General features: G+C 68.2%; 13 protein-coding genes. 4 read left to right on the top strand and 9 right to left on the bottom strand.

The window, feature by feature from the left end; genetic code table 11:
• Positions 1-34: 34 nt before the first annotated feature.
• The 3 genes from ACUDCK_RS21115 to ACUDCK_RS21105 form a co-directional block, all read right to left on the bottom strand.
• On the bottom strand, positions 35-1,249 hold the full coding sequence (locus tag ACUDCK_RS21115) for an MFS transporter (RefSeq protein ID WP_054503263.1): 1,215 nt from the start codon (positions 1,247-1,249) through the stop codon (positions 35-37).
• Between the two features lie 36 nt (positions 1,250-1,285).
• A complete protein-coding gene (locus ACUDCK_RS21110) occupies positions 1,286-1,798 on the bottom strand; it encodes a MarR family winged helix-turn-helix transcriptional regulator (RefSeq protein WP_175166545.1) in 513 nt (170 codons plus the stop codon).
• 180 nt (positions 1,799-1,978) lie between these two features.
• Positions 1,979-2,437: an HU family DNA-binding protein gene (locus ACUDCK_RS21105; protein WP_054503261.1), complete on the bottom strand. Its 459-nt coding sequence runs from the start codon at positions 2,435-2,437 to the stop codon at positions 1,979-1,981.
• A gap of 408 nt (positions 2,438-2,845) precedes the next feature.
• Here ACUDCK_RS21105 and ACUDCK_RS21100 point away from each other — a divergent pair, with 408 nt between their 5' ends.
• The 4 genes from ACUDCK_RS21100 (at position 2,846) to ACUDCK_RS21085 (ending at position 7,361) form a co-directional block, all read left to right on the top strand.
• Positions 2,846-4,003, top strand: coding sequence for a D-alanyl-D-alanine carboxypeptidase family protein (locus tag ACUDCK_RS21100; protein ID WP_081273386.1), 1,158 nt, complete (start codon positions 2,846-2,848; stop codon positions 4,001-4,003).
• Positions 4,004-4,019: 16 nt separating this feature from the next.
• Positions 4,020-4,568 (top strand): hemerythrin domain-containing protein, encoded by a 549-nt coding sequence (locus ACUDCK_RS21095; RefSeq protein ID WP_054503260.1) that lies wholly within the window; start codon positions 4,020-4,022, stop codon positions 4,566-4,568.
• Positions 4,569-4,662: 94 nt separating this feature from the next.
• Positions 4,663-5,535, top strand: coding sequence for a phosphonopyruvate hydrolase (locus ACUDCK_RS21090; RefSeq protein WP_175166546.1), 873 nt, complete (start codon positions 4,663-4,665; stop codon positions 5,533-5,535).
• Between the two features lie 41 nt (positions 5,536-5,576).
• The gene (locus ACUDCK_RS21085; protein ID WP_054503258.1) at positions 5,577-7,361 is read left to right on the top strand and encodes a SulP family inorganic anion transporter; all 1,785 of its coding nucleotides are present in this window, start codon (positions 5,577-5,579) and stop codon (positions 7,359-7,361) included.
• 7 nt (positions 7,362-7,368) lie between these two features.
• Here the strand turns inward: ACUDCK_RS21085 and ACUDCK_RS21080 are convergent, their stop codons facing one another.
• The 6 genes from ACUDCK_RS21080 to ACUDCK_RS21055 form a co-directional block, all read right to left on the bottom strand.
• The gene (locus tag ACUDCK_RS21080; protein ID WP_064523437.1) at positions 7,369-8,130 is read right to left on the bottom strand and encodes an ABC transporter ATP-binding protein; all 762 of its coding nucleotides are present in this window, start codon (positions 8,128-8,130) and stop codon (positions 7,369-7,371) included.
• On the bottom strand, positions 8,127-10,004 hold the full coding sequence (locus ACUDCK_RS21075) for an ABC transporter permease (protein ID WP_175166547.1): 1,878 nt from the start codon (positions 10,002-10,004) through the stop codon (positions 8,127-8,129). The genes ACUDCK_RS21080 and ACUDCK_RS21075 overlap by 4 nt, the downstream gene beginning before the upstream one ends.
• Positions 10,004-11,233 (bottom strand): ABC transporter substrate-binding protein, encoded by a 1,230-nt coding sequence (locus ACUDCK_RS21070; RefSeq protein ID WP_082401958.1) that lies wholly within the window; start codon positions 11,231-11,233, stop codon positions 10,004-10,006. Before ACUDCK_RS21070 ends, ACUDCK_RS21075 begins: the two co-directional genes overlap by 1 nt.
• A gap of 259 nt (positions 11,234-11,492) precedes the next feature.
• Positions 11,493-11,660 (bottom strand): 50S ribosomal protein L33, encoded by a 168-nt coding sequence (gene rpmG / locus ACUDCK_RS21065; RefSeq protein ID WP_003810296.1) that lies wholly within the window; start codon positions 11,658-11,660, stop codon positions 11,493-11,495.
• A gap of 37 nt (positions 11,661-11,697) precedes the next feature.
• Complete coding sequence (rpmB, locus tag ACUDCK_RS21060; RefSeq protein WP_054503255.1) at positions 11,698-11,934, bottom strand: 50S ribosomal protein L28; 237 nt, start codon at positions 11,932-11,934, stop codon at positions 11,698-11,700.
• Between the two features lie 458 nt (positions 11,935-12,392).
• Positions 12,393-13,541: a Bcr/CflA family multidrug efflux MFS transporter gene (locus tag ACUDCK_RS21055; RefSeq protein WP_054503254.1), complete on the bottom strand. Its 1,149-nt coding sequence runs from the start codon at positions 13,539-13,541 to the stop codon at positions 12,393-12,395.
• Positions 13,542-13,659: the final 118 nt, after the last annotated feature.

Here is a 13,659-nt window from a genome sequence, read left to right as displayed (position 1 = left end):
CGGGGGCGGTCAAAACCCCTGATTATAGGAGGTGCTAGGCGCGGATAGGGGGCGGGGCGGTTTCCGGGATGCGGGCGCTGGCCCCGAGCATGCCGTAGGCCAGGGTTATGGCCGCCAGAACCGCGCCCGCGGTGACCACGCCGGGCCAGCCGTAATGGGAGTACAGCCAGGACGATACCAGCGATCCGGTCGCCCCGCCGATGAAGTAGCTGGTCATGTAACCGGCCGTCAGGCGGCTGCGGGCTTCGGGACGGGTGCGGTACAGCGAGCTGGTATTGGTGACATGGACGCCCTGGATCGCCAGGTCCTGGATCAGGATGCCGGCCAGCAGCGCGATGACCGAGGCCTGGCCGAAGGCCATCAGGCCCCACGACGCCAGCAGCAGCAGCAGGCCGATGCGGGTGGCCTGGTTGCCCAGGCCGCGGTCGGCCAGCCTGCCGAACCGGTTGGCGGCGTAGGCGCCGGCCGCGCCGGCCAGCCCGAACAGGCCGATGGTGGTGTTGTTGAAACCGTAGTCCGGGCCCGACAGCAGGAAGGTCAGCGGCGTCCACAGCATGCTGAAGGCGGCGAACAGCAGGCCGCCCAGCAGCGAGCGGCCGCGCAGCAACGGTTCCTCGGCGAACAGGCGGAAGATCGAGCCGAGCAGACGCGGATAGCTCATCGCGGCCTGGCTCTTGTGGCGCGGCAGCACCCGCCAGAGCGCGCACGACATGCAGAGCATCAGGATCGCGGCGACCCAGTAGACGGTGCGCCAACTGCCCAGGTCGGCCAGCACGCCGGCCGCGGTGCGGGCCAGCAGGATGCCCAGCAGCAGGCCGCTCATGACGGTGCCGACCGCCTTGCCGCGCTCGTGCGGCGCCGCCAGGGTGGCCGCGAACGGCACCAGCACCTGTGCCACCACCGACAGCATGCCGGTCACCGCGGTGCCCAGCATCAGCATCTGGATGTTGCGGGCGAAGGCCGACACCAGCAGGCCGCCGGACGACAACAGGGTCATCAGCACGATCAGGCCGCGGCGTTCGAACAGATCGCCCAGCGGCACCAGCAGGATCAGGCCGAGCGCGTAGCTCAACTGCGCGATCATGACGATGCTGCCGGCGGTGGCATTGGACAGCGTGAATTGCTGGCTGATGGTGTGCAGCAGCGGCTGCGCGTAATAGTTGCTGGCGACCGCCAGGCCGGTGGCGACGGACATCAGCAGGATGACGGGCGCGGTCAGCGGAGCGGGTTGGGCAGGTGCGGCGTTCATGTGAGGCGGGGCGTGGAAGTGTGGCGAAAGGAAGACTCAGGCGGCGATGCCGCCGGGCGTTTCCCGGTCGTGCGGAATCAGCAGTTTCTTCAGCAGGCCGGCCATCTGGCGGCGTTCGGTGGCGTTCAAGGGGGCGAGCAGCGATTCCAGTTCGCGCAGGTAATCCTTGAGCACCTGCTTGATGACGCGCAGGCCTTCGGCGGTCAGCGCCACGATGACGCCGCGACGGTCGTCGGGGTTGGGCGTGCGCGCCAGCAGGCCGGCCTGTTCCAGGCGGTCCAGCCGGTTGGTCATGGCGCCCGAGGTCAGCAGCAGCGCCGCGACCAGCTTCTGCGGATTCATGGCGTATGGCGCGCCGGTGCGGTACAGCGTCGCGAGCACGTCGAATTCGCCCTGGTGCAGGTGGTGGCGCTTGAACGCCTGGCCCACGTCACGCGCGGCGAAGGCGTGGAAGCGGAACACGCGGCTGAGGACGCTCATCGGCGAGATATCCAGGTTGGGACATTCCTGCTCCCACTGCGCCAGCACCAGGTCGACCAGATCATTCATGATGTTTTTATATGAAGTATCTTTATATAAAGATAAATTCTAGCAGGCCGTCCCGGGATCATGCAAGGCGCGCCCGCCGGCGGGCGCGGACCGCGCCGGAAAGCGCGGGCGCGCAAAAAAGAAAGGGCCCGCCCCTTGCGGGGCAGGCCCTTTCCGGCTTGACCGGATAACCGTGCGGAATTACTGCGCGGCGTCCTTCAGCTTCTTGAGCGGGCGAACCTTCACCTTGACCGAAGCCGGCTTGGCGGGGAACCAGCGCTCTTCGCCGGTGAACGGATCCTTGCCGAAGCGCTTGGCCTTGGCGGGAACCTTCTGCACGGCAACCTTGAACAGGCCGGGCAGCGTGAATTCGCCAGCGCCCTTCTTGTCCACGGAGCTCAGCACCGAGGTTTCCAGGCTGGCCAGGACGGCCTTGACCGCCTTGGCTTCAACGCCGGACTGCTCGACGATGTAGGCGATCAGCTGGGTCTTGTTCAGAGCAGCCTTGATAGCCTTGGGGGCGGCAGCGACCTTCTTGGCGGCGACGGCCTTCTTGGCTGCCGGCTTCACAGCGGGTTTGGCGGCGGTAGCCTTCTTTGCGGGCGCCTTGGCGGCGGGCTTGGTGACTTTCTTGGCAGGAGCTTTAGCTTTCGTGGCCATGGTCAAAATCCGTATGTTGAGGACATGGGGCAGCGCGCGCCGGGTATCGGCGTTTAACGCTACGCGCCCGATGATAGCGGAAGAGTGGCGGTTGTAGCCGCTTTCGCAAGGCCTTTCGCGCAATCTTTGTTGTTTTCCAGGCAGAAAAACCCCTTCTACAAGGGGTTCTGCAAAATGCAGTGACAATCGCTGCGATTTTTTCAGTGGCACGCGCGGCATCGGAACGCGCGCGCCAAGCCATTGCGCGGCAGCAGACGTTGCGCGCGCCGGGCCGTTTTGAACCATCCGGGCCAAGCGTGTTCCAATGCTTCGCGCCGCGCGTCGGCGGGCGCGGGCGGGTGGCGGTGTGGCCGCCTGCCGGCGCTGGCCCGCGTGCCATCCTTACCCCGCATGGAAGTGAAGCACCCTATGTTGATGAAGAAGTTGGCGGCGAGCCTGCTCGTTGCGACCGCGTGTATGTCAGGCGCCCTGGCGCAATCGATGCCCCAGCCAGACCTGTCGGCCAAGGCCTGGTTGCTGCTGGACGAGACCAGCGGCCAGGTGATCGCGTCGCACGCGGCCACCGCCCGGATCGAGCCGGCCTCGCTCACCAAGATCATGACGGCGTACGTGGTGTTCGGCGCTATCCACAACAAGGAGCTGTCGCCGGACCAGAAGGTGACCATCTCGACGCGCGCCTGGAAAGTGCCGCCCGGCAGTTCCAAGATGTTCCTGGAGCCGGGCTCCAAGGTGTCGGTGGACCAGTTGCTGCGCGGCCTGATGATCCAGTCCGGCAATGACGCGGCGATCGCGCTCGCCGAAGCGCTGTCGGGCAGCGTCGAGGCGTTCGTGGCGCGCATGAATGACACCGCCGTGCAACTCGGCCTGCATGGCACGCACTTCGCCAGTCCCCACGGGCTGCCGGATCCGGGCACGTATTCCACGGTCAGCGACCTGTCGATCCTTGCCACGCGCTTCATCCGCGATTACCCCGAGCTGTACAAGGCCTACGATTCGGCCAAGACCTTCACCTATAACAACATCACGCAACCCAACCGCAACCGGCTGCTGTGGCTCGATCCCAGCGTCGACGGCCTGAAGACGGGCCATACCGACGCGGCCGGTTACTGCATCGTGGCGACCGCGCACCGGCCCAACGGCCGCGACCAGCGCCGCCTGATCACGGTGGTGGTCGGCACGGCCTCGGACAAACTGCGCACCCAGGAGAGCCGCGAGTTGCTGGAATGGGGCTTCCAGGGGTTCAATACCATCAAGTTATATGCGAAGGGCCAGGCGGTGGCCACGCCCGAGGTCTGGAAGGGCCAGACCGACACGCTCAAGGCCGGTTTCGCGCGCGACGCCTACGTCACGGTGCCGGCCGGCGCCAAGGTCGAGCCGGTCTGGACCCCGCAGGATCCGCTGGTGGCGCCGATCGCGGCCCAGGCCACGGTCGGCTCGCTGCGCGTGATGGTCGACGGCAAGCCCGCCATGCAGTTTCCGGTGGTGGCGCTGGAGCCGGTGGCCGAGGCCGGGTTCGCCGGCCGCGCCTGGGATTCCATCCGCTTGTGGTGGCGCGGGCATTCCTGATCCGACGGGAGGGGACATGGCGGTGAGTTTTCCGGGTGGGCCGGCCGCGGCGCCGACCACCGATGATCCTCTTGGGCTGCTGTCCGCCTGTCATGGACGCATTGCGCGGCAATGCGCAACCTTGCGGCGCCTGGCCGCGCATCTGCCTGCGCATGGCAGCGATGACGCGGCCCGGGTCGCGGCGGCGGGCGTCGCGCGTTATTTCCAGACGGCCGCGATCCACCACCACGAAGACGAGGAAGAGGACCTGTTCCCAGCTCTGATCGAGTCCATGGCGGGTTCCGACGCCGTCTGCCTGCGCGCGCTGGTCGATGGATTGATTGCCGATCATGCGCGGCTGGCAGCGCTGTGGGCGCCGTTGCGGCAAATCCTGGGCGAGATCGCGGCGGGCCGCCCGGCGGCGCTGCCGCCGGCGCAGGTTGAGGCGTTCGCGGCGGCCTATGCGGCGCATATCCAGCGCGAAGAGGATGAACTGCTGCCGCTGGCCACGCGCCTGATCGGCGATGACGCCCTGGCCGCGATCAGCCGGGCGATGAAGGCGCGGCGCGGCGGCGAGGCTGGCTGAACCTCGTCGCGCGCCAGGCGGCCGCCCGGCGCTTCTTTTAGTGTTAAATGGTCGCAGCCGGGGCAATCCGCGCCGGATCTCGGATCGCCACGCCATGCACCGCAACGCACGCTTTCGCCGGAAACTGCAGGATCCCGCCCTGATGCACGCCATGTCGGCGCACAATCCGCTGGCCGCCCGGCTGGCGATGGAGGCCGGGTTCGACGCGATCTGGGGCAGTGGCTTTGAATTGTCGGCCAGCTACGCCGTGCCGGACGCGAATATCCTGTCGGCCGGGGTGCACCTGGACATGATGCGCGCCATGGCCGCCACGGTCGACGTGCCGGTCATCGCCGATATCGACACCGGGTTCGGCAACGCCATCAACGTTTCCTACGCCGTGCCGCAATACGAGGCCGCGGGCGTGTCGGCGGTCGTGATGGAAGACAAGACCTTTCCCAAGGACACCAGCCTGCGGACCGATGGCCGCCAGGAACTGGTGCGCGTGGAGGAATTCCAGGGCAAGATCGAAGCGGCCTGTGCCGCCCGTCGCGATCCCGATTTCTGCGTCATCGCGCGGACCGAAGCGCTGATCGCGGGACTTGGACAGGCCGAGGCCCTGGCGCGCGCCGCGGCCTATGAGGCGGCCGGCGCCGACGCCATCCTGATCCATTCCAGGCAGGCCACCCCCGACGAGGTGCTGGCCTTCGTCGCGGCCTGGTCCGGCGGCGTGCCGCTGGTGCTGGTGCCCACCGCGTACCCGCAACTGCGCGAGCGCGACATCCAGGCGCTGGGCAAGGTGGGGCTGGTGATCTACGGCAACCACGCGATCCGAGCAGCCGTGGGCGCGATGCGCAAGGTCTTCGCCCGCATCCGCGAGGACGGCGGCATCCATGCCGTCGATGCCGGCCTGCCGACCGTGCGCGATATCATCGGTCTCCAGGGCGACGCGGACATGCGCGAGCTGGAACGCAGGTTCCTGCGCTGAGCGCGCGGGAATGCAGAAGAGAGAGACGGGGCAGGGGAGCGATGGCGGCGGGATGGAAAGCGCGGTTGGCGCGGGTGTTGGGCGATTGGGTGCCGGAAGTCGGGCCCGCGACCCTGCGCGCGGACCTGACGGCCGGGCTGCTCGGCGCGCTGCTGGTGCTGCCGCAGGGCGTGGCCTTCGCCACGCTGGCCGGGCTGCCGGCGCAATATGGCCTGTATTCGGCCATCGTGCCCTGTATCGTGGCGGCGCTGTTCGGTTCCAGCCGCCATGTCATGTCCGGCCCCACCAATGCCAATTCGCTGGCGCTGTTCGCGGTGCTGACGCCGCTGGCGGTGGCGGGCAGTCCGGGCTACATCGAACTGGCCCTGGCGGTGACGGTGCTGGTCGGCCTGATGCAATGGCTGGTGGGCGCCCTGAGGCTGGGTTCGCTGGCGCACTTCATTTCACCATCGGCGCTGTTCGGCTTCACTAGCGGCGCGGCCCTGCTGATCGCGGTGCATGCGCTCAAGGATGCGCTGGGCCTGCCTGCGCCGGATTCGCATGGCGCCGGCGCGTTGCTGGCCAGCCTGGCCGGCCATTGGGACCAGTCGCTGGCGGGCGCGCTGCTGGTGACTGCCGTGACGATCGCCGCGGCCCTGTTGCTCAGGCGGCTGGACAGGCGCAGGCCCTACATGCTGGCCGGATTGGTGGCGGGGGCGCTGGCCGCGGCGGTGTTCAATGCGCTGGCGGCGCGCCTTGGCGCCGCGCCGGTGCCGCTCCTGGGAGATCTGGCGCAGCCGTGGCCGCCCTTCCACGTGCCCAGCATCGACTGGCGCGCCTTGCCCGATCTGCTCAGCCTGGCGTTCGCATTGACCATCGTGGCGCTGGCGCAATCGATTTCCATCGCCAAGGCGGTGGCGACGCGTTCGGGACAGCGCATCGACGCCAATCGTGAATTCGTCGGGCAGGGGCTCTCCAACGTCGTGGGCGGTTTCTTTTCCTGTTATCTGTCCTGCGGCTCGCTCAACCGTTCCATCCCCAACTACGAGGCGGGCGCAAAGACGCCGCTGGCGGCGGTGTTCTCGGCGCTGCTGCTGATGGCGCTGGTGGCGCTGAGCGGCCCCCTGCTGGCGCGGATTCCGCAAGCGGCCATCGCGGGCCTGTTGCTGCTGGTGGCCTGGACCCTGCTGGACGTGCCCCGCTGGCGCCAGTTGATCCGCACCCAGCCGGGCGAAAGCGCGATCGCCGCGGCCACGCTGGCGGCCACCGTCACCATCCGCATGGAGGTGGCGATCCTGCTGGGCACCGTGCTGTCGCTGATGGCGTACCTGCATCGCACCTCGCGGCCGGCGATGCGCACCATGGGGTTCGATTCGCGCGGCCTGGACCGCCGCTTCGTGGTGCTGGCGCAGCAGCCCGAGGCTTTGCCGGAATGCCCCCAGCTCAAGCTGCTGCGCATGGAAGGGTCGGTGTATTTCGGCGCAGCCGCGCACGTGGCGCAGCGCCTGCAGGAACTGCGCGCGGGTGCGGATGCGCCGCGCCATTTGCTGGTGATGGCCAAGAGCATGAACTTCATCGACCTGGCCGGCGCCCAGGTCTGGGAGGACGAACTGGTAGCGCGCCGCGCCATGGGAGGCGACCTTTATTTCCACCGGCCGCGTCCCGAGGTGCTGGCGATGTGGCGCCGCACCGGCTTCCTGGAGCGGCTGGGCGCGGACCACGTGTTTCCTGACAAGGCGACCGCGCTGCACGCCATCTACGCCAGGCTGGACCGGGGCATCTGCGCGGGCTGCCAGGCCAGGGTGTTCTGGGAATGCCAGCCGGATAGCCCGCAGGCCGGCCACTGATCCGGTCTCAGGGGGGCGGCGCGTCGGTGCCGAGATAGGCGGCCTGGACGCGTGCGTCGGCCGCGATCCGGTCTGGCGGGCCCTCGGCCAGCAGGCGGCCGCGCACCAGCACGGCGATGCGGTCGGCATGTTTGAAGACCACGTCCAGGCTGTGCTCGGTGAACAGTACGGCCATGCGCTGCGTGTCGGCCAGTTCACGCGTCAGGCGCATGAGCGCGTGGCGTTCGTTGGTGGCCATGCCGGCGGTGGGTTCGTCCATCAGCAGCAGCTTCGGCCGGTGCGCCAACGCCATGGCCAGCTCGACCCGCTTGACGTCGCCGTAGGCCAGGGCGCCGCAGTGCGCGCCGGCCTGGGCGGCCATCCGCACCTGTTCCAGCAGCGCCATGGCCTCGTCGGCGCGGTGCAATGCGGCGCGGCGCCAGGGACGGAACAACAGGCGGTCGCGCGACAGCAGGGCCGTCTGCACGTTTTCAAGCACCGTCATCGAGCGGAAGGTGGCGGCGGTCTGGAAGGTGCGCCCAACGCCCAGGCGGCAGATCTTGCCCGCCGTCAGGCCCACCAGCTCGCGGCCGTCCAGCCGCACCGATCCGGTATCAGGTCGCAACTGGCCGCCCAGCACGTTGAAGCAGGTGGACTTGCCGGCGCCGTTCGGGCCGATCAACGCCAGCATCTGGCCGGCCTCGAGCTGGAACGAGACATCCGCCAGCGCGTCGATGCCGCCGAATGATTTGCGCAGTCCCTCGACCGTCAGCAAGGCGTTGGCGGTCATGCGCGCCTCCGCGTCCAGCGCGCGGCGGCGCCCGCCAGGCCCGACGGGAACGCCATCACCAGCGCCAGGATGGCGAGCCCCAGCACCGCGTGCCAGTAGTCCGTGCTGCGTGCCGCGACATCCTGCAGCCAGGTGTAGGCGGCCGCGCCGACCAGCGGGCCGGCCAGCGTCTGCAGACCGCCCAGCAGCACCATCACCAGCCCATCCACCGACCGGCTCACGCCGAGCACGTCGGGAGCGATGCTGCCCTTGGAGAACGCGTACAGCGCCCCGGCCATGCCCGCGGCCAGCGACGCCGCCACGAAGCCGGCCCACTGGATGCGGCGGATGTCCATGCCCTGCGCTTCGGCCCGCAAGGCCGAATCGCGCGCGCCGCGCAGTGCGTAGCCCAGCGGCGAGAACGCCAGGCGCCGCAGCCAGGCGATGCCGAGCGCGCAAAGCGCCAGCGTCAGGTAGTAGAACCAGGGACCCTGCGTCAGCCAGCGCGACGGCCACAGGCCGGTCAGGCCGTTGCTGCCGCCGGTCATCGCATCCCATTGATAGGCCAGCGCCCACAGGATCTGCGCCACGGCCAGGGTCAGCATCGCCAGGTACACGCCGGACAGGCGCACGCAGAACCAGCCGAACAGCACCGCGCCAAGCCCGGCGGCCAGCGGGCCCAGCAGCAACGCGGCTTCCATCGGCAGGGCCGCCAGTTTCAGCAGCAGCGCCGCGCCGTAGGCGCCCAGGCCGAACCAGGCGGCGTGGCCGAATGTGGTCATGCCGGCCAGGCCGGTCAGGAAATGCAGGCTCGCGGCGAACAGGGCGGCGATCAGCACTTCGGTCAGCAGGATGCCCAGATACGGCCACTGCGCGGTCGCCAGGGGCGCCAGGACCAGCAATGCCAGCAACGCGCCGTAGGCCAGCCGCAGACGGCGGCCGGCGGGGGCGATGGGCGCCTCGGCCGCCAGCGCATGCGAGGAGGGCGCCGGCGGCTGGCCCAGCAGGCCCCAGGGACGCGCCACCAGCACGACGGCCATCACGGCGAATTCGGCCAGCAGGGTGAGCTTGGACAGGTTGAACAGCCAGGGGCCGATCTGCACTTGCCCCAGGAAGACGAAGACGGCCTTGACGCAGCAGATCAGCACCGCCGCCAGGAAGGCGCCGGGAATCGAGCCCAGGCCGCCGACGACAACGACTACGAAGGCGCTGGCGATGATCTCCAGATCGAGCCCGAGCGTGGCGGGCACGCGCGGCGCGGCCAGCGCGCCGCCGAGCCCGGCCAGGAACGCGCCCAGCGTGAAGGCCGAGGTGAACAGCCAGGCCTGGTTGACGCCGAGCGCGGCCAGCATGTCGCGGTTCTCGGCGGCGGCGCGCAGCAGCCGGCCCCAGCGGGTGCGCATCAGCAGCAGCCACAGCAGGCCCAGCACCACCGGGCCGGCCACGATCAGCAGCAGGTCATATTGGGGAAAGCGCCTGCCCAGGATTTCGACCGCGCCGGAGAGGCCGGGCGCGCGGGCCGCGAACAGGTCTTCCGGGCCCCAGATCGCCAGAGCGGCGTCGCCGATGATCAGCACCAGCGCGAAGGTCGCCAGCAACTGGAACAGTTCCGGCGCGCGGTATAGCCGCTTGAGCACCAGCAGTTCAGCCGCGGCGCCGATCAGGCCGGTGGCCAGCGCCGCCAGCAGCAGCCCGGCCCAGTAGCCCGGGCCGTCACCGAAATACCGGGTGAAGCTCCAGGCGAGGTATATCCCCAGCATGTAGAAGGAGCCGTGCGCGAAATTGACGACCCGCGTGACGCCGAAGATCAGCGACAGGCCGGCGGCCACCAGGAACAGCGCGCTGGCATCCGCCAGGCCGTTGAGCAACTGCGACAGCAGCCCGGACAGGCTCATCAGTGCGGGCGCATCTTGCGAACTTGTTCGTCCGGCGGTTGCAGGCGCGCGCCGTCGATGTAGGCGAAGTCCTTCATGATGCCCTTGCCGTCCTCGACCGCGGTGACGCCGATGTAGACGCCCATGGTCGACTGGTGGTCGATCTTGCGGTACTGGATCGGGCCGTAGGGCGTGTCCACTTTCAGCCCGGCGAAGGCGTCGACGAGTTTTTCGGTGTCGACCTCGCCGGCCGCCTTCAGGCCCTGGGCGATCGACATGAGCGACGCGTAGCCGACCACCGAGCCGACCTTGGGCGTCTCGTTGTAGCGCTTGCGGTAGGCCTCGACGAAGGCTTTGTTGGCCGGGGTGTCGATGGCGTACCAGGGGTAGCCGGTGACGATCCAGCCCGACGGCGTGTCGGCGCCCAGCGGCTCCAGGTACTCCGGTTCGCCGGACAGCACCGAGACCACGGCGCGGTTCTCGAACAGGCCGCGGGTGTTGCCCTCGCGCACGAAGCGCGTCAGGTCGGCGGCGAACAGCACGTTGAAGATGGCGTCCGGCTTGGCGTCGGCCAGGGCCTGGACCACCGCGCCGGCGTCGACCTTGCCCAGCGGCACGGCCTGCTCGGCGACGAATTCGACGTCGGACTGGAACGACTTCATCATGGCCTTGAAGGTGGCCACGGCCGATTGGCCGTACTCGTAATTGGGGTAGACGATGGCCCAGCGCTTCTTGCGCAGCGCCAGCGCCTTGGGCGCCAGCGCGGCCACGTGCATCCAGGTCGAAGGCCGCAGGCGCCAGGTATAGCGGTTGCCTTCCTGCCAGGTGATCTTGTCGGTCAGCGGCTCGGCGGCCAGGAAGAACACCTGCTGCTGTTTGGCGAAATCGGTCAGCGCCAGGCCGGTGTTGGACAGGAAGCCGCCGAACAGCAGGTCCACCTTTTCGCGGGCCAGCAGTTCCTGGGCGGCGCGGACCGAATCGCCTGGGTTGCCGTTGTCGTCGCGCGAAATCACCTCGAGCTTGCGGCCCAGCACGCCGCCGGACGCGTTGACTTCTTCCAGCGCCAGTTGCCAGCCCTTCTTGTACGGGCCCAGGAAGGCGGGAATCGCCTTGTAGCTGTTGATCTCGCCGATGCGGATCGGCGGTTCCTTGTCTTTGGTGTCTTTGGCGGACGCGACGGGGGTCAGCGCCAGGGCCAGGAGCGCGGGGGCGAGCGCGCGGCGCAGCAGGGTCAGGCAGGGACGGAGCATGGCGGATATCGCAGGCGGGAAGGGGCCCGGGCAGGCCGGGCCGTGTCGGACACGGGTTCGGTTCGGCCCAATTGAAGCATGCTCGCCTGCCTGGCGCCAGGAAAAATGGCCCGCCGCGGGCCTGCAGGCGGACCCCAATGGTTTGCGTCCGGTGCGTCTGGCCGGCGCGCCAATGAAAAAGGCCCCGTCATGCAGGGCCCATCAATGAAAAAAGCCCCGCGAAAGCAGGGCCTTTTCGACTTTCCGGAGACCGGCTGAATTACTTCAGCTTGGTTTCCTTGTAGTCAACGTGCTTGCGAGCGACCGGATCAAACTTCTTGATCAGCATCTTCTCGGGCATGTTGCGCTTGTTCTTGGTGGTCGTGTAGAAATGACCCGTGCCGGCAGTCGACTCGAGCTTGATCTTTTCGCGGATACCTTTGGCCATGTCGTGCTCCTAGTATGTCAGATTGGCGGGGGGCCGATTAGGCCAGTTCGCCGCGGGCACGCAGGTCGGCCAGCACGGCGTCGATGCCGTTCTTGTCGATCGTGCGGATGGCCTTGGCCGAGACGCGCAGACGCACCCAGCGGTTTTCGCTTTCAACCCAGAACCGGCGCGATTGCAGGTTGGGCAGGAAGCGACGCTTGGTCTTGTTGTTCGCGTGCGAAACGTTGTTGCCCACCATCGGGCCTTTGCCGGTCACTTGGCATACGCGTGCCATGGATGCACCTCATTTATTCTTGCGCATCGCCGGGGGGAGACAGGGTTTTAGCCGCCGGGCTAAGAAATATCAGAGGCTGGGATCGTCGTGGTCTTGCCACGAGGTCTTGCCATCTTGCCGGCCACCCAGTCTTAGTGGATGAGGGGGGAATCTTTGGAATCCCGCCCAGTGCTTATACCCGCTGCCTGCCATCCGCAAAAAAATGCGCTTGGGGGTCAGAGTGTTGAACTACAAAGCATAGTAGTCCAGCACGGGAAACTTCATGTGAAGACGTAGATTCTAATACGAAAAATCCAGGAAAATCAAGTGTCGAGGCGGCGACACATGGAAAAGCGTGGCGCTCTAGCCGCGACGGGCGCCGCGGGCGGCGCCCGTCGGGCTCGATTTCGGCAGGCATATTCCGCTGCGCGGCGCGGGCGGGCTTCCGTCCCCGTGCCGGCGGCGTTATGTCCCTGCGCTCAGGCCGGGTGCGATTGCGCCACGCGTCCCGACAGCCAGGACAGGCAGGCGCAGGTCGCCAGCGTGGTCGTCAGGGGCAGGGCGCTGTCGGTCTGCCAGGCGCTGACGGCGAAACCGGCCAGCGCGCCGCACGACAGTTGAAGCGTCCCCAATAGCGCCGACGCCGCGCCCAGGCGCTTGCCCTGATCCGACAGCGCCAGCGCCGCCGAGTTGGGATTGACGAAGCCCTGGCTGCCCATGTAGCAGATCAGGCAGGCCATCAACAGCGGCAGCGTCATCCAGCCCCCCAGCGTCAGCGCCACCGCCGCCAGGCTGGCGCAGGCCAGCGCGGTCAGGGCGCGGCGCTGCAGTTGGCGCGGGGTATAGGTGCGCAGCAGGCGGGCGCTGATCTGCGAGCAGACGATGAGCGACAGCGCGTTGGTGCCGAACAGCAGGCCGTAATACTTGGGGTCGACGCCGTATAGTTCGATGAACACCCGCGGCGAGCCGATGATGTAGGCGAACATGCCGGCCTGGCCGAAGCCGCCGGCCAGGCTGTGCGCCATGAACCCGCGGTGCGCGAACAGCGCGCGATAGTTCTGCAAGATGGTGTGCCAGCGCAGCGGCACCACCCGTTCGGGCGCCAGCGATTCCTTCATGATGAGCACGACGGCCGTCATCAGCATGGCGCCGCCGGTCAGCATCACCCAGAACAGGCTGCGCCAGCTGGCGATGCCCAGCAATTGCCCGCCGGCCAGCGGGGCGAGGATCGGCGCGAGACCCATGATCAGCATCAGCAGCGACATGGCGCGCGCCGCTTCGTGGGTTTCGTAATGGTCGCGGATGACGGCGCGCGGGATCACGATGCCGGCCGCGCCGCCCATCGCCTGCACCACGCGCCAGCCGGTCAGCGCCTCGACGGAGCCGGCCAGGGCGCAGCCCAGCGACGCGATCATGAATAGCGCCAGGCCCACCAGCAGCGGCGGCTTGCGGCCGAAGCGGTCGGCCATCGGACCATAGAACACCTGCGCCAGCGCCAGGCCGATCAGGTAGGCGGCCAGCGTGCGCTCGACATCGCCGCGCGGCACGCCGAGGTTGGCGGCGATCGTCGGGAACGCCGGCAGGTACATGTCGATGGCGAAAGGACCGATCGCCGTCAGCGCGCCCATGAGGATGAGCCAGCCCGGCAGCGCGCCGCGGGAAGAATGGGTAGGGGGCATGTGGATCGCGACGGGATCGCGCAATTGACAGGGTGCGTCGCGCGGCATTGCGCGTTTTGCACCAAGC

Source organism: Achromobacter sp. CF-sbj1-Ac2-l, assembly GCF_052698165.1.
Note: the sequence above shows the minus strand (reverse complement) of the source record. Positions and strands in the feature narration are given on the sequence as shown.